Annotated in this window: 20 protein-coding genes; 9 read left to right on the top strand and 11 right to left on the bottom strand. The window is 66.6% G+C overall.

Annotated features, from left to right (window positions below):
- Nucleotides 1-78 precede the first annotated feature (78 nt).
- A complete protein-coding gene (locus AB0305_RS11720; RefSeq protein WP_366173008.1) occupies nt 79-642 on the bottom strand; it encodes a LysM peptidoglycan-binding domain-containing protein in 564 nt (187 codons plus the stop codon).
- Complete coding sequence (locus AB0305_RS11715; protein WP_364134470.1) at nt 639-1,169, bottom strand: GNAT family N-acetyltransferase; 531 nt, start codon at nt 1,167-1,169, stop codon at nt 639-641. The genes AB0305_RS11720 and AB0305_RS11715 overlap by 4 nt, the downstream gene beginning before the upstream one ends.
- Nucleotides 1,170-1,218: 49 nt before the next feature.
- Between AB0305_RS11715 and AB0305_RS11710 the strand changes: the two genes are divergently transcribed.
- Nucleotides 1,219-1,623: a VOC family protein gene (locus tag AB0305_RS11710; RefSeq protein WP_364134467.1), complete on the top strand. Its 405-nt coding sequence runs from the start codon at nt 1,219-1,221 to the stop codon at nt 1,621-1,623.
- Nucleotides 1,624-1,635: 12 nt separating this feature from the next.
- Here the strand turns inward: AB0305_RS11710 and AB0305_RS11705 are convergent, their stop codons facing one another.
- Complete coding sequence (locus AB0305_RS11705; RefSeq protein WP_366173005.1) at nt 1,636-2,001, bottom strand: hypothetical protein; 366 nt, start codon at nt 1,999-2,001, stop codon at nt 1,636-1,638.
- A gap of 537 nt (nt 2,002-2,538) precedes the next feature.
- Here AB0305_RS11705 and AB0305_RS11700 point away from each other — a divergent pair.
- Nucleotides 2,539-2,973 carry an NUDIX domain-containing protein gene (locus AB0305_RS11700; protein WP_364134461.1) on the top strand — a complete coding sequence of 145 codons (435 nt, stop codon included), beginning with the start codon at nt 2,539-2,541 and terminating at the stop codon, nt 2,971-2,973.
- Nucleotides 2,974-2,984: 11 nt separating this feature from the next.
- Here AB0305_RS11700 and AB0305_RS11695 read toward each other — a convergent pair whose 3' ends face one another.
- Together AB0305_RS11695 and AB0305_RS11690 are read right to left on the bottom strand one after the other, a co-directional pair.
- Entirely contained in the window at nt 2,985-3,644 is a 660-nt protein-coding gene (locus AB0305_RS11695; protein WP_364134458.1) for a Type 1 glutamine amidotransferase-like domain-containing protein, read from the bottom strand.
- A gap of 117 nt (nt 3,645-3,761) precedes the next feature.
- A complete protein-coding gene (locus AB0305_RS11690) occupies nt 3,762-4,319 on the bottom strand; it encodes a hypothetical protein (protein WP_364134455.1) in 558 nt (185 codons plus the stop codon).
- A 97-nt stretch (nt 4,320-4,416) separates the two neighbouring features.
- Here AB0305_RS11690 and AB0305_RS11685 point away from each other — a divergent pair, with 97 nt between their 5' ends.
- Nucleotides 4,417-4,872, top strand: coding sequence for an SRPBCC family protein (locus AB0305_RS11685; RefSeq protein ID WP_364134452.1), 456 nt, complete (start codon nt 4,417-4,419; stop codon nt 4,870-4,872).
- A gap of 9 nt (nt 4,873-4,881) precedes the next feature.
- On the opposite strand, the gene AB0305_RS11680 is transcribed toward AB0305_RS11685, so the two are convergent.
- Nucleotides 4,882-5,352, bottom strand: a complete 471-nt coding sequence (locus AB0305_RS11680; RefSeq protein ID WP_364134449.1) for a MarR family winged helix-turn-helix transcriptional regulator — start codon at nt 5,350-5,352, stop codon at nt 4,882-4,884.
- Between the two features lie 121 nt (nt 5,353-5,473).
- Between AB0305_RS11680 and AB0305_RS11675 the strand changes: the two genes are divergently transcribed.
- The 5 genes from AB0305_RS11675 to AB0305_RS11655 are packed head-to-tail and all read left to right on the top strand — an operon-like array spanning nt 5,474 to nt 10,640.
- Nucleotides 5,474-6,409 (top strand): SDR family NAD(P)-dependent oxidoreductase, encoded by a 936-nt coding sequence (locus AB0305_RS11675; protein ID WP_364134446.1) that lies wholly within the window; start codon nt 5,474-5,476, stop codon nt 6,407-6,409.
- Between the two features lies 1 nt (nt 6,410).
- On the top strand, nt 6,411-7,304 hold the full coding sequence (locus AB0305_RS11670) for an amidohydrolase family protein (RefSeq protein ID WP_364134443.1): 894 nt from the start codon (nt 6,411-6,413) through the stop codon (nt 7,302-7,304).
- 1 nt (nt 7,305) lies between these two features.
- On the top strand, nt 7,306-8,514 hold the full coding sequence (locus tag AB0305_RS11665; protein WP_364134440.1) for an acyl-CoA dehydrogenase family protein: 1,209 nt from the start codon (nt 7,306-7,308) through the stop codon (nt 8,512-8,514).
- Nucleotides 8,515-8,540: 26 nt separating this feature from the next.
- On the top strand, nt 8,541-8,996 hold the full coding sequence (locus tag AB0305_RS11660; protein WP_364134437.1) for a MaoC family dehydratase: 456 nt from the start codon (nt 8,541-8,543) through the stop codon (nt 8,994-8,996).
- Between the two features lie 36 nt (nt 8,997-9,032).
- A complete protein-coding gene (locus AB0305_RS11655; RefSeq protein WP_364134434.1) occupies nt 9,033-10,640 on the top strand; it encodes a long-chain fatty acid--CoA ligase in 1,608 nt (535 codons plus the stop codon).
- An 8-nt stretch (nt 10,641-10,648) separates the two neighbouring features.
- Here AB0305_RS11655 and AB0305_RS11650 read toward each other — a convergent pair whose 3' ends face one another.
- From AB0305_RS11650 to AB0305_RS11635, 4 genes are all read right to left on the bottom strand, one after another.
- Complete coding sequence (locus tag AB0305_RS11650; RefSeq protein ID WP_364134431.1) at nt 10,649-11,272, bottom strand: LysE family transporter; 624 nt, start codon at nt 11,270-11,272, stop codon at nt 10,649-10,651.
- Between the two features lie 50 nt (nt 11,273-11,322).
- Nucleotides 11,323-11,871: a dihydrofolate reductase family protein gene (locus AB0305_RS11645; RefSeq protein ID WP_364134428.1), complete on the bottom strand. Its 549-nt coding sequence runs from the start codon at nt 11,869-11,871 to the stop codon at nt 11,323-11,325.
- Nucleotides 11,872-12,017: 146 nt separating this feature from the next.
- The gene (locus tag AB0305_RS11640; protein WP_364134425.1) at nt 12,018-12,542 is read right to left on the bottom strand and encodes a hypothetical protein; all 525 of its coding nucleotides are present in this window, start codon (nt 12,540-12,542) and stop codon (nt 12,018-12,020) included.
- A 202-nt stretch (nt 12,543-12,744) separates the two neighbouring features.
- Entirely contained in the window at nt 12,745-12,894 is a 150-nt protein-coding gene (locus AB0305_RS11635) for a hypothetical protein (RefSeq protein ID WP_364134422.1), read from the bottom strand.
- Between the two features lie 1,027 nt (nt 12,895-13,921).
- On the opposite strand from AB0305_RS11635, the gene AB0305_RS11630 reads away from it, so the two are divergent.
- Nucleotides 13,922-14,446, top strand: coding sequence for a DUF2199 domain-containing protein (locus tag AB0305_RS11630; protein WP_364134419.1), 525 nt, complete (start codon nt 13,922-13,924; stop codon nt 14,444-14,446).
- 57 nt (nt 14,447-14,503) lie between these two features.
- Here the strand turns inward: AB0305_RS11630 and AB0305_RS11625 are convergent, their stop codons facing one another.
- Nucleotides 14,504-14,872 (bottom strand): DUF2750 domain-containing protein, encoded by a 369-nt coding sequence (locus AB0305_RS11625; RefSeq protein WP_364134416.1) that lies wholly within the window; start codon nt 14,870-14,872, stop codon nt 14,504-14,506.
- Nucleotides 14,873-14,949: the final 77 nt, after the last annotated feature.

The raw sequence follows: 14,949 nt of genomic DNA, 5'->3' as shown, positions 1-14,949 counted from the left end.
TGCGCGGGCCCGTTGACCAGCAAAGGACGCTGTGTGACCGGTCACGCAGACAGAAGTGACGCCGGCCCGCCGGCCGTGTCAGCGGCGGCTGCTGGGAATGGTGATGGATTCGCCGGGCTCGACCGAAAGCACCCCATCCATGCCGCGGATGGAGGCGTTGGCCGCCCGAATGGCGTACTGGGGGACGCCGAACCGGCTGGTGAGCCCCAGGAAGGAGTCCTCCGGTTTGACGGTGTAGGTTCCGGAGCCGTCGGCCTGCTCGTCAAAAGTCCCGTTGGCGCCCCGCTGCGGCAGGTTCCTGCCCCGGAGATCCAGGACGGTGCCGGCGGCGAGGGTCGCGGTGGGGTTGAAGGACCGGAGATATGAGGTCGGCATCCCGAAGGCCTGCGCGATGCCGTCCCACGTATCTCCCTCCGCGCTCGTGTAGCTGGTGGGCAGATGGAACCTGTTGGTTTGGGTGGTGCCGCGCAGGGCGGAGGCCGTCGTCGACGCTTGGGCAGTCGCCGACGCCGTTGTCGGCGCTGTTGCCGTTGGCCTGTCCGGCGCGGGCGCATAGTCGCAGCCGGTGAGCGCGAACAGGGTTGCGCACGCCGCAGTGATCACACCGAGGGACGCCCGGGCGGCCACGGAGGCACATGTCATTTGCTGCCGGCCGGAGACGGGATCGGGTATTTGAAACCGCGGTGGGATCCCACAAAGCCCAGCCGCTCGTAAAACCGGTGGGCATCCTTGCGGGCCTCGTCCGAGGTGAGCTGCACCAGGGACGCGCCAAATGCCGGCGCAGCGGTGTCGGTGACCCAGCGCATCATGGCCGTTCCGATTCCTCCCGAACGGGTGTCGCTGCGGACGCGGACGGCTTCCACCAGGAGCCGGGTGGAACCGCGCCGGGCCATGCCGGGGATCCTGGTGAGCTGCATCGTGCCCATCAGCTCACCGCCGTCGTCCGTCACGACGAGCAGCTCGTTGCCGGCGTCGGCGGTGATCTCCAGCAGCGCGGAGCGGTAGGCCTCGGTATCCGAGGCATCGGCCTGGTCGCCTCTTGACGCACTGATCGGGTCGTCGGCGAGGAGCCGCATCAGGGCGGCGAGGTCATTCTCGGTGGCCCTGCGCAGCGTCAGCTCCCGGGCGGGGGTGTGCAGGGTCGCGGGCAGGGTGAGGGACGGGATCACACTGGCAGTCTGCCACGTCACCGCCGTCCTGCTGTGGGAGACTCGCACCGTGAAGACTCCTGCCGCCGGGTCCCTGCACCACATCGAACTGTGGGTTCCCCACATCGGCCGGGCCCGGGAAGAGTGGGGCTGGATTCTCGGTCGGCGGGGATACGACCCCTTCCAGAACTGGGATCTGGGGAGCAGCTGGCGGCTCGGCGGAACCTACATCGTGGCCGAAGAGTCCCCGGCCCTGAGCGGCCGTCTGCACGAGCGAACCTCTCCCGGCCTGAACCACCTGGCTTTCCACGCCGGACCCCGGGAGCAGGTGGACACCCTCATCAGGGAGGGGGCCGGCCACGGCTGGCAGCAGCTTTTCGCCGACAGGTACCCGTACGCCGGCGGCCCCGACCACTACGCCGGGTATCTGGTGAATTCGGACGGCTTCGAAGTCGAACTCGTGGCGGCCGGGTAGGCGCGGGTCCGGTCAGGCTAGCTTTCGTCGCCACCACCGACCTCCGGATAGCCTCCAGAGCCGTCGGTGTGCGCGGGCACGCGCCAGAAGCCGCCTCAACCGTCCCCGGAAGTACCAGACCAGAGCGATCCCCAGGACGGCGAACGGGAGCAGTTCGGGAGCCACGGCGAAGGTGCCGAAGAGGATGTCGAAGGCTTCGAATCCAATGGCCGAGCCGGCAGCGAGCCAGACCCAGCCGCCGAACGAGAGGGTCCGCAGTGCCACGCGGCGGTAGAGGCGGCGGCCCAGGCGATACTGCAAGGCGAGGCGGCGGATGGTTCGGGAATTGAGCGGGCGGTGCATCGCAGGCACCGGGCGTACGGGGATGTGCGGGGACACGGCAATAAACTCCAGGCGGTGGTGGCGAATGACTCGGTGACGATGTCGCCCAGTGAGCCGGTAAGGAGCAGCCGGTCGAATTGGCTCTGCCCGCGAAGGGTCAGACTGTGGACTGCGGTTACTGAATGCTCAGGGGCGGTTTGCGTAACCGCCAGGAGCGCGCGGACCCGGGCCGCCGGCGGGCGGCGGCCACGCGGCTGAGAGGGGTGGCCGCCTGAGCGGCCTGTCGGTAACACCGACGACGGCGCCGCCACTGACGACAACGCGGCGGTTGAGAAGTGCCTCAAAGGTGTGGGCCATGAGGATGGCCGTGGCAATGACCAGCGCCAAAAGCGCTACGGCCGCGATAGGAGGCAGTCCGGAAGCGAAGGTCGCGCGGACCGCGACATCCAGCTGTACAAAGCGTTCCAGCAAGTCCAAACCCGCCACAGCACCTCCCCCAATCGCCCCCACGCTAACACCGGCCGCACAGCCGGACAACGAACGCCGGGTGTAGCCAACGCGTTCCAGCATGCAGCGGCTCCTAGGATGGCGACCATGCACTCGATCCGAAACCTGGCTGTGGGACTGCCGGTCCGCAACGGATGTGTTCTCGTTTCGGATGGATCCGACTCCTCAACAGGAGAGGTTTTCCACCGAGCAATCGGGGGAGGAATCGAGTTTGGCGAAACCGCCGAAGAAGCCCTTCGCCGTGAATTCGTCGAGGAACTTGGGGTGAGTTTGGCGGCAGTGCACATGCTCGGCGTCCTGGAAAATATCTTCACCTTCGAGGGGATGATCGGTCACGAGATTGTCCATGTCTTCGCGGTTGACTCGGACTGTCTGGATGGCCTGCCGCTGGACGCAGAGCTGCGGGTACTGGATGAAGGCAGCCCCGTGGGCTGGAGGCGCATCAGGGCACTTGACCGTCCGCTGTACCCGGCGGGAGCGATGCCAATTCTCCTGGACTGGCTTGCGGGGGTCCGGGACTAGCGGCCACAGCGTTAGCCGAACCTCCTCCAGGTTCCCTCGGAAATCACGTCGACGGAGCCGTCGACCACTGCGATGGCAGTCTGCTCGTCGATGGCGTAGGCCGGGGTGCCCAGCTCCTCCGCCCACCGTTCGGCGTCGGCCATGGTGTTGGTCGGGAAGGCGAACAGGTGCGGGAAGATCGCGAAGTCCACCACTCCAAGGGTGCGGTCGTCCGGCGCCGATGGCCAGTGGACGAAGTCCTTCCCGATCCGCGGAGCCATGACCATACTCCCGGCGCTTACCCCGACCCAGACCGTTTCGGTGAGCGACGGCAGGATTTTGCCCAGACCGGACTCGCGGATCCAGTGGGCCAGGTAGCTTGCGTCACCGCCGTCGACCAGGAGCACGTCGGCATCCCGGACCCACGGGACCCATCGTTCCTGCCCAATACTCGGCAGCGCGGTGAGTTCAAGGACGCCGACCGATGCCCAGCCCAGGCCGGACATGTGCGGCGAGCCGGCCCCCGCGGACACGAAACGCTGCGCCGACGCCGGTCCGCACGCGGGGTGCCCCCACTGTGCCGTGGGGATGGCCAGGGCGTGGCACTCCTCTATGGGCTTGTCCAGGAGGTCAAGCAGCGCGGAGCGGATGCTCGGATTCGTGACGCCGCCTGATGTCAGCAAGAGCTTCAAGAGCTACCTCCGGTAGTAATGGGTCGAATCATGCGGGAATCGTCGGGCCGTTCACTGCCGGCGGCAGCCTGCGAGGCGAGGGGAAGACTGTTCGTGCGGGTTCGCCCACGTTCACGCTCACCGAACCCCGACGTGGTCCAGCGCCCTCAGCAGATCGCCGGGATCGGCAACGTCGTAAAAGGCGACGGCCTGGCCCATTCCCAGACCCATGAAGTCGAGACCGGTGTTCTGATACACGCCGACACCCCCCATCAAACCCTGCTGGCCGAACACCACATTCGCATGGCGGCCGTCGCGTGATCGGTCGATCTTGGTGGGCACATTGCCCAGCGGGGAATCCACGACGGTCCGGTCACCGACGCAGACAATCGCCCTGCGGTCAGTAAGTCCATAGGCTGTGATCCGCTTCCGGCGCCCTTTCACGATGAACCGGCCGAAGATGAAATAAAGGCCCAGCAGGACGAACGGCACACCCCAGATCACGAAGAATGGCTGAGAGGCTGTGCGGATGGCCGTGACTTCCCAAAAGACCGCGAATCCTGCCCACAGAATGCTGAAGGGAATGAGGAATGCATCGACACCGGTGAAACGAACCTTCGGATCAGGTTGGCCGGCCCACAACAGCTGCTCGCCTTGGCGGAGAAGGGGAAGGATGCGGCTTCGCGGATCGTCCATGCGGGCAGTCTTACATAGGGACGGCCCGGGTGAAATAGCGGGAGCGGGATATCGAATGCGGATCAGGGCGGGGTCAAAACCCTGCAATACTCTGACGATGGCCGTCACTTTCGAATGCAGGACGCGGACCACCATGCCCCCGGCGGAAATGTTTGATCGTGCGCGCAACATCGACGTCCACATGGATTCCCTGGCGCACTCCCGGGAAGAAGCCATCGGCGGGGTGACCTCGGGCCTCATTTCCCTCGGCGAGGAAGTGACCTGGCGGGCCCACCATTTCGGCATTCCGCTGCACATGACCAGCCGGATTACTGAGATGTACGCGCCCGACTCCTTCGTCGACGAGCAGGTGAGGGGTCCGTTCCGGCGCTTCCGGCACGTTCATGAATTCAGGGCGGACGGGGCAGGAACCCTCATGCTGGACCGCATCGAGTTCTCGGCGCCGTTCGGCCCCCTCGGGCGTCTGGTCGAGAAAGCGCTGCTCGCCCGCTACCTCAAACAGCTGATCGAGACGCGCAACCGGCATCTTGCCGGTGGCACGCTCATCGAATAGTCCGGCTCCCTAACCCCACAGCGCCTTCCGGAGCAGGGCCTTCAACTGACCGGCCTCCTCGGCGCTGAGCCGGGCCAGGGCGTCGGCCTCGGCCCGCCGGGCCGCCGCCGTTGCCTGCCGGAAGACGGCATCGCCGTCGTCGGTGGTGGTGACGGTCTTGGCCCGCCGGTCCTGTTTCCCGGGGGCGCGCATCACCAGCCCCCGGCCCTCCAGTTCATCGATCAGGGCCACGATCTGGCTGGGATCCAGGCTGAGGAACTCCGCCATCTCGCGCTGGGTCGGCTCCAGCCCGGAGGCGGCAAGGGCCAGCACGGAGAAGGAGCGCTCCTTCAACCCGAACCCGGCCAGCGCCCGGTTGTTCAGGACCGAGCCGGCGGCATGGAGCTTTGCCAGCAGGAATCCGGCATCGCCGGCTATGGGCGCGGCCGTGAGCTTCGGCGCCCGGTCCGTGCCCGGTGCGTCCGCGGCTTCGATCGTCATTCCGGCTCCAATGGTCGACAAAATGAATCATTGACTTTCTCAATTATCCATACTTTCATGGATCCAGAACAACGTCCCACGCCGCCGTGCAGGACGCGCGGCAGCTAGCAAAGGAGCGGCAATGAGCCTCGCAGGAAAAGTAGCGATCGTCACCGGCAGCGGTCGGGGGCTGGGCCTGGCCTACGCCCGGGAACTGGCCCGGCAGGGCGCCGCCGTCGTCGTCAACGACGTTGACGAGGCGGTTGCAGCCGACGCCGTCCGCACCATCGAGGCCGACGGCGGCCGCGCCACCGCCGTCGTCGCCCCCGTGGGCAGCTCCGAGGTAGCCAGGCGGCTGGTCCAGACGGCGGTCGACACGTTCGGCCGGCTGGACATCCTGGTCACCAACGCCGGCATCCTGCGGGACAAGAGCCTGCTGAAAATGACGGACGAGAACTTCGACGCCGTCATCAACGTCCACCTCAAGGGCACCTTCACCTGCGCCCGGGAGGCGTTCGGCTACTTCAAGGAAAACCAGATTCCGGGCCGCATCATCACCATCGGTTCGCCCACCGGCCAGCGTGGCAACTTCGGCCAGACCAACTACGCCGCCGCCAAAGCCGGGATCGTGGGCATGGTCCGCACCTGGGCGCTGGAGATGAAGAAGGCCGGAGTCACCGCCAACGCCGTCATCCCCGTGGCCGCCACCGCCATGACCAAGACCGTCCCGTACTTCCAAAAGGCCGTCGAAGCGGACGAGCGCGGCGAGGCCATGCCGGCCTTCTTCCGTCACGAGCTGGGCTTCGGCACCGCCGACGACGTCGCCGGGCTGGTCGCGTTCCTGGCCTCCGACGCCGCCGCCGGGATCACCGGCCAGGCCATCGGCGCCGGCGGCGACCGGCTCCAGCTCTGGACCCACCCGGAAGCCGCCGCCACCGAATACCGCGAGGGCGGCTGGGGCTACCAGGCCCTCGTGGAGAACTTCGACTCACTCTTCGGCGACAAGCTGCAGAGCGTGGGCGAGGAGTTCCTGCCGCTGCCGGAGGAGCTGCAGCCCGAACCGGCCCAGGCCCGCTGAGATGGCCTCGACCCGGTACGAACCCGCCATCGACGCTGCCGCGCTCGACGCGATCGACATGCACGTCCACCTCGAGGTGGACAGCTGCGGCCACAATTCCTTGCCCGAAACCCTCACCGAGGCCTCCGCCAAGTACTTCAAGGCCGAAGACCGGACGCCGTCGCTGGACCGGATCGCCGAGATCTACCGCGAACTGAACATGGCCGCCGTCGTCTTCACCGTGGACGCCCGCACCCAGCTCAAGCACGAACCCAACAGCATTCCCGAGCTGATCGCCGGCGCCGCACGCAACAATGACGTGCTGATTCCGTTCGGCAGCGTCGACCCGCGCACCGGCCCGGACGCCATCACCGGCGCCCGCCACCAGGCGGAGGAGCTCGGCGCCCGCGGCTTCAAGTTCCACCCCAGCCTGCAGGGCTTCGACCCCTCGAACGAGCAGTTCTATCCGCTCTGGGAGAGGCTGCAGGAGCTGGGGCTCCCGGCGATTTTCCACACCGGGCAGAACGGCATGGGCGCTGGGCTGCCGGGCGGCTACGGCATCAAGCTCGCCTACTCCAACCCGCTGCTGCTCGACGCCGTGGCCGCGGACTTCCCGGAACTGCAGATCATCATGGCCCACCCGTCCGTGCCCTGGCAGGACGAGGCGAACTCGATCGCCACACACAAGGCCAACGTGTTCATCGACCTCTCCGGCTGGTCCCCGAAATACTTCCCGGAGTCGCTGGTGCGGATGTCGAACTCGGTGCTGCAGGACAAAGTCCTCTTCGGCACCGATTTCCCGCTGATCACCCCGCAGAAATGGCTCGGCGCCTTCGCCGAGCTGCCGCTCAAGGACGAGGTCCGTCCGAAGATCCTCAAGGCCAACGCCGTCCGCCTGCTCGGACTCGGTGGTTGAGATGGGCGCGGAAACCACGGAACGCCTCTACGGCGTCTGCGACTACTACGACGCCGAGGCGCTGCTCACCGACGCGGAGCGGCGGGTGCTGGGCCGGCTGCGGACCTTCCTCGACGAGCAGGCACACCCGCTGCTGGCCGACTACTGGGAGCGCGGCGAGTTCCCGGACCAGCTGACCGGCCCGCTGATCGACCTGGACCTGATGGAACCGGCCGAGCTGACCGGCCCGCCCGGACCCGGCCACACCCCGGCCCGCGGGATCTACCACGGCTTCCGGATCTTCGAGCTGGCGCGCACGGACGCCTCGCTGGCCACCTTCTACACCGCCCAGGCCGGCCTTTTCCGGACGGCCGTCACGGTGGGCGCTTCCCCGGAGCAGCGGGCCGAATGGCTGCCGAGGGTCCTCGATTTCTCGCTCAAGGGCGTCTTCTCCCTGACCGAACCGGAGCACGGCTCGGATATCGCCGGCGGCCTGGCCACCAGCGCCCGGCGCGACGGCGGGGACTGGATTCTCAACGGGGCCAAACGCTGGATCGGGGGAGCCCTGACCGCCGACGTCTTGGCCGTCTTCGCCCGCGACGAGGGCGACGGGCAGGTCAAGGGCTTCCTGGTGGACCGGCAGGCCGAAGGCGTGACCCTGGAGAAAATCCACGGCAAGGCGTCGCTGCGGATGATGCAGAACGCCCACATCACGTTGACGGATGTCCGAGTGCCCGAGGCGATGCGGCTGCACAACGTCGACTCGTTCCGCGACGTCGCCGCAATGCTGCGGATGATGCGCTCCGACGTCGCCTGGATCGCCACCGGCACCGCCGCCGGCGCCTTCGAGGCGGCCCTCCGCTACGTCACCGAGCGGCAGCAGTTCGGCCGGCCGCTGGGCTCGTTCCAGCTGGTCCAGGAAAAGCTCGCCCGGATGCTCGGCAACGTCACCTCCGCCCTCTCGCTGGTGGTCCGGCTGACCGAACAGCAGGACCGCGGCGTCTACCGGGACCAGGATTCGGCGCTGGCCAAGATGCAGACCTCCCTGCTGATGCGCCAGACCGTGGCGCTGGCACGGGAGGTGGTCGGCGGCAACGGCATCACGCTGGAGGCCGACGTCGCCCGCTTCCACGCCGACGCCGAAGCGATCTATTCCTACGAGGGCACGCACGACATTAACGCCCTCATCATCGGCCGCGCCCTCACCGGCCACAGCGCCTTCACCCACTAACCAGCCCGCAACCCCAGGAGCCCGCCATGCCCAACCTCGTCGTCGACTTCGACAAGCTGCTCACCCTCGCCGGAACCGACCTCGGCGTCACCGACTACCGCGAAATCACGCAGGAACAGATCAACAAGTTCGCCGACGCCACCGGCGATGATCAGTGGATCCACGTCGACGTCGAACGCGCCAAGGAAGGACCGTTTGGCGCCCCGATCGCGCACGGCTTCCTGACCCTGTCCCTGATCATCCCGTTCTGGGGCGAGCTGTTCGACGTCGAGGGCGTCACCACCAAGGTCAACTACGGTTTGGACAAGGTTCGTTTCACTTCCCCGGTGAAAGTGGGCTCGCGCATCCGGATGCAGGCCACCATCGCCGAGGTCACCGAGGTCAAGGGCGGCGCCCAGATCAAGGTGTCCAACACCATCGAGATCGAGGGCCAGGAGCGGCCCGCCGTCGTCGCCGAGTTCCTCGCCCGCTTCTACAAGTAAGCCGCCCACCGGCTCCCCCTCTCGAAAGGACCTGCCGTGGAGAACTTCGGCATCGGCTCATGGCTGCAACGGCGCAGTCCCAAGTCGGGCACCAAAACCGCCGTGATCGCCGGCGAGCGGAACGTGACGTACGCGCAGCTGGCCGAGCGGGCCGCGCGGCTGGCCGACGCCTTGGGCCGCCGCGGCGTCGTCAAAGGCCACCGCGTGGCCTACCTGGGCGAGAACGATCCAGCCTTCCTGGAGACGCTTTTCGCCGCCGGGCTGCTGGGTGCCGTGTTCGTCCCGCTGAACACCCGCCTGGCCCCACCGGAGATCCAGTTCCAGCTGCAGGACTGCGGCGCCGCCGTCTTGGTCCACGCGGCCAGCCTGGCCGGGCTCGCCGGGCGCGGCGCCGCCGGCACCGGCGTCCGGACCCGCCTGGTGGTCGACGACGGCGGCACGACCGGCGCGGCCGGCACCGAAGCGGTGTCCGGCGCCGAACCGGGCGGGGGCGTCGAAGGGGGCGCGGGCGCCGCCGTCGAGGACTACGAGCAGGCGCTCGCCGCCGGGTCTCCCCAGGCGCCGGACGTGCCCGTGACCCTCGACGACGGGGCCATGATCCTCTACACCTCCGGCACCACCGGCAGCCCCAAGGGGGCGCTGCTCACTCACGGCAACATCACCTGGAACTGCATCAACGTGCTGGTGGACTTCGACTTCTCCTCGACCGACGTGGCCCTGATGATCTCGCCGATGTTCCACGTGGCCTCGCTGGACATGGGCGTGCTGCCCACGCTGCTCAAGGGCGGCACCGTGGTCCTGGAGGCCCGCTTCGACCCGCGCCGGACGCTGGAACTGATCCAGCGGCACCGGGCCACCACCCTCAGCGGGGTTCCCACCACGTTCCAGATGCTCTGCGAGCACCCGGACTGGGAAGCCACGGCGCTGGGCTCGCTGAACAAGCTCACCTGCGGCGGCTCGGCCGTTCCCCTCCGGGTCCTGGACGCCTACGAACGGCGCGGATTGCATTTCTCCAACGGCTACGGCATGACCGAGACCGCCCCGGGCGCCACCACGCTGCCGGCGGCACGGTCCCGGGAAAAGGCCGGTTCCTCCGGACTGCCGCACTTCTTCACCGACGTCCGGGTGGCGGACCCGCTGGAGCCCGATGCCGGCCCGGCCGCGCCAGGAACGGTGGGGGAGATCCAGATCAAGGGCCCCAACGTCATCCGTGAATACTGGAACCGGCCCGAGGCCACGGCCGAGTCGTACACCCCGGACGGCTGGTTCAAGTCCGGCGACATGGGGTACACGGACGACGACGGCTTCGTCTTCATCTCCGACCGGCTCAAGGACATGATCATCTCCGGCGGGGAGAACATCTACCCGGCCGAGGTGGAACAGGTGATCGCCGAGCTCGACGCCGTCGGCAGCGTGGCGGTGATCGGTGTGGCCGACGAGAAGTGGGGCGAGGTTCCGCAGGCAGTGGTGTCGCTGCGGGACGGGGCGCGGCTGACCGAGGAGGAGCTGCGCGCGCACCTGGACGGGAAGCTGGCAAGGTACAAGATCCCGAAGTCCGTGGTGTTTGTGGACCAGATGCCCCTGACTGCCAGCGGCAAGATCCGCAAGGCCGAGCTGCGGAAGCTGACCCAGGGCGCGGTGTAGGGAGGCCCTTAGTGAATGAGGGCCAGCAGCACGCCGACGGCCATGAACAGGACGCCGAAGACGCGGTTGAGGATCCGTTGACCGTGTGCGTCGTGGGTGAACCGCTGGAAGGTCTTGGCGGCAGCGGCGAAGAAGAACCACATGACAAGGATGTCGATCACGATCACGGTCAGGGACAGCACCAGGTATTGCGGCACCAGCGGCTGGTCGGGTCGGATGAACTGCGGCATGAACGCCAGGAAGAAGACGATCGCCTTCGGGTTCAGCAGGTTCACCCAGAGCCCGCGGCGGAACATGGACAGCGCCGGCTCGTTGCGCAGGGCCGCGGCTTTCTCCTGGTCCAGGTCCGGCTTGTGCCGGAACTGCTGGATGCCCAGATACACCAGGTACGCGGCGCCCGCGTAGCGGATGATGTTGAACGCCAGCGGCGAGCTGGCCACCAGCACGCCGACGCCGAGGGCCACGATCAGGATGTGCACCACCAGGGCCGCCTGCTGGCCCAGGATGCCCCAGATGGCGCGCCGGAAACCGGAGTTGAGCGAGTTGCTCATGGTGTTGATGGCGCCCGCGCCGGGCGTGAAGCTGATCAGGACGCCGGCGCCGACCAGGGCCAGCCAGAGGGAGAATTGCACCCGCCAAGCTTACGGTTCGCCGTTGCCGGCGCCCGCATCCAGGCCGCTGTTCAGTCCCGGCGCCCGTAACTGAGGATCATGTTGCCCTTGCTGGTCTGCTCGGAGGACTGCAGTTCCAGCCGGCTGAGCGGGTCGCCGTCGTTGAAGAGCTTCCGGCCGCTGCCGGCCACCACCGGGTGGACGATCAGCATCAGGCTGTCCAGAAGCCCGGCGAAGAACAGCTGACGGACCAGGGAGATGCTGCTGAAGACGCCGATGTCGCCGCCGTCGCCCTGCTTGAGCTCCTTGACGAAGTCCTCCAGCGGGCCCTGGATCAGCTGCGAGTTTTGCCAGGCGAGGTCCCCGCTGAGGGTTCGCGACGCCACGTACTTGGGCAGTGGGTTGATGAAGGCGGCGAAATCGTCATCGGCATGGGCGTTGGGCCAGTACTCGGCCCACTGCTGGTAGCCAACCCGGCCCAGCAACCCGGCGTCGATTCGGCCCATCATCTCGCCCATGCCGGCCCCCAGTTCCGCGTCGAAGCTGTCGAACTGCCAGAGGAAGGGGTCCTCCACCACTCCGTCCACCGAGCTGAACAATCCGGCCGTTACCTTGCGCATCCGCTCTCCTCACATCGGGTCAATGCCTGCACCCTAGCGGCACATCCGCGTGGAGGGAATGGGTTCCGGGCGGCCGGGTAGCGTCCGGTAGCCTCCGGCTGCCGGACGGACGGGGTCCCGGGCCTGCGGCCGGGGACCCCGCCGCGTCAGCCGTTGGTGGCGGGAGCGCCGGCGTCGTTCTGACCCGTGCCGCCCTGGCCGCCGTCGCCGTCGCCGTCGCCGTCACCGGGGCCGCCGTGGCCACCCGGTCCACCCTGCCCCATGTCTTCGGTGCCGGTCACGGTGAAGTTGCCGTCCAGGAGCACCGTCGAGTGGGTGCCGTCGGCCTTCGTGATGTGGGCCTCGTAGGTGGCGCCGTCGGCGTCGGTCTCCATCCGGTCGATCGTCGCACCCGGCTGGGCTGCCTTGACCGCTGCCTCCACCTTGGTTGCGGTGTCGCCGGTGAGGACCTCCTCGGTCTTCCCATTCGCCTGGTGCGGTCCGCGCTGGCCGCCGTTCGATCCGGCAGCCCCGTAGCCGCCCGCCGATGAAGTGCCACTGGTGGAGGTGCTCGAGGTCGTCGATCCGGTGCTGTCCGCAGCCATTGCAGGAACCGCGGCGGCGCCGACCGCGCCGCCGCCGATCACCGCTGCCAGCATGATGGTCGCCGTGGTTTTGTTGATCTTTGCCATTTGTTGCTCCTTTTCTGGAGCCCGGGGTCCGGGCCAGCCGACCTTTGCGGCTGAACCCAGCCTCGCCCGCGCAGATAGGGCAGGACTTTGGCAACACTGTGGCGTTCCTGTGCAGGTGCGGCCGCTCAGGGGCTGGGGGTTCCCTGCGCGCCCTGCGCTCGCGCGGGCGCAGACACACTAAGCGGCAGTTCAGGGAGGGACCCTAGATGGAGGTCTCCGCTTCCTGGTTCCGCTCTGCGTAGTAGGACCTCAGCCCGTGCTTTACGCCCATACGGATGATCCAGTACAAGGCAAAGATGATCACCGCCACCGGCACGACAAATACGACCACGGACACGACGATTGAAAGCATTGTTTCCCCCAGCTAGTTGCTGCAATTCATGTCAGCCTCTCATGGAACTTCCTTGCGGCCGCTGACCACAGTAAGGAGCGAAGTCGCCTGGTGAGGAATCCGGCTTTAGTAATGAGGCGAACACTGCACTGAGGCAGAGGCAAGGAGGGCCGATACGGGCAACGAGTACAGCATGACCGAGGAAGCCGGCTGGCCCGCGAACCCTGCATCACTGAGTACGGGTGAGGTATCGACGTCGCTCCCGCGCAGGTTCAGGATCCAGCGGCTGGCACCGCGGGTCCGGAGTGCGTCGGCGAAGGCAAACATGTTCTGGGTGGAGCGTCGTGCCAGTCCTGAGTGGTGAGACGAGGGTGACGCCCTCGACCAGCGCGTCCAGTGCCCGGTCCAACTGAGGTGGCGACGCGTGACCCCGAGACGCCGTGGTCGACTAAAGGGTCATCCCGACGGGCGTCGGATGCCAGACGGTCTGCCTGTTGCCGGTCACTTGACTGCGGCCGCGCCGAAAAGCGCAGTAGCCGATCAGTCTCGCCTTACCTGACTACAAGGTGTCTCATAACTAACAATGGATACGCCGATTCGCCCAGACAGTTATGTGACGTAGTTATGAGAATCGCGGGCGCCGGGAAGTTTCCTGAGAATCAGCGGAATTAGGGGCATCGCCGTTTCGGGACTGGTCGGCACCGGCGAGACGTCTCGTATCCCATGGGTTTGGAGACGGTTGAGTGTGTAGCGTATAGGGCACCTTCACCGGGCAATTTTGCGGGCGGGGTATACGGGACACCCTGAGCAGGGACCCCGTAACGCCGCAGATCAGAGGTGGGTTGTCGCAGTAGGGGACCGTCTTACGGGACAGTTAGCGGGCGGCCCCCTTATGGGACAGCGACGGCCGTACCGACTGGTGCGCGAACCCCCAAGATGGACACGAGCCCCGTGGACGATCCTCCAGCGAAGCCGAGGAAGGGGGCTCCTTCGCAGGTAGGCTTCGGGAAGCTAAAAGTGTTCACGAAATCTCGGGGGGGCGGAATCAATGGGTAGCCGGGGCGGGAACGAATGGCGCTGCGGGACGTGCGGAGAGCCGCACCGAGGGCTCGCTACGGTTTTCGGAGCCCAAGCTCCGGACGTTTGGCTGCAGGCCAGCGCAACTGAACGGAAAGCCGGCGAATTGAGCGGCGACGTATGCGTGCTTGAAGTCGGAGGAGAACGGCATTATTTCCTTAGGGGACACATTGAGATCCCTCTCATTGATTCCCCCGGTGAGGCCTTCAGCTGGTCTGCTTGGGTCTCCCTCAGCCAGGAAAGCATCCAAAAGATTGCTGACCATTGGGATGATCCTGCACGAGCTTCCATGCCCCCGGTGTTTGGCTGGCTATGCAATGAGTTGCCCTACGAGACGCCCACGACCTCAATCGCGACGCACGTGCACAATAGGGCGCCAGGAATGGTTCCCTACATTGAGCTCGACCCGTCCATCGACCACCCTCTAGTTAGAGAACAAGCGTCCGGAATCTCGCTGCATCGGCTGGCCGAAATCAACAAAACTGTAATGGGCTAGGCCTGATGCAAGCACGGTCCGGGGGCGTCCATTCAGGGATCCTTTACCGGGCCGATCTCATTGTTCTGGTGGGGCGCCTCCACCGGCCTCGAGCCGGGCACGGATTTCAAGCGGCTGAATATCATACCCCGTTGCGCGAACGCCCGACCAGTTGAGACCCACGAGAATGCCATCTCGGTCGAGTCCGTCAATCCACCGCGTGCGCCAGACAGCAACAGGGATTTCCTCTACTTCGAACGCGCTGTACGCCGGAATGCTGCTGATCACTTTCTCGGCTCTGCTTCGGAGCGACCAGAACGGCATGCTACGTTCGCCATCTCCATTGCGGGGTGCAGGGAAACCGCCGGAATCGCGAATTCCCCAGACTCGCTGATGCAGGATGACCTCTTGGTAGAAACGGCTCGCCTGGGCTGCGCTGATACTCACACGCACAGCTTAAGTGACCGCCCTCAATCGGCTCTGAAAGGGATTCCCAGCACACACGTCCCATTGAGGCATCCCCT

The organism is Arthrobacter sp. NPDC080086, from assembly GCF_040702285.1.
This window is presented reverse-complemented; position numbering and strand designations above follow the sequence as displayed.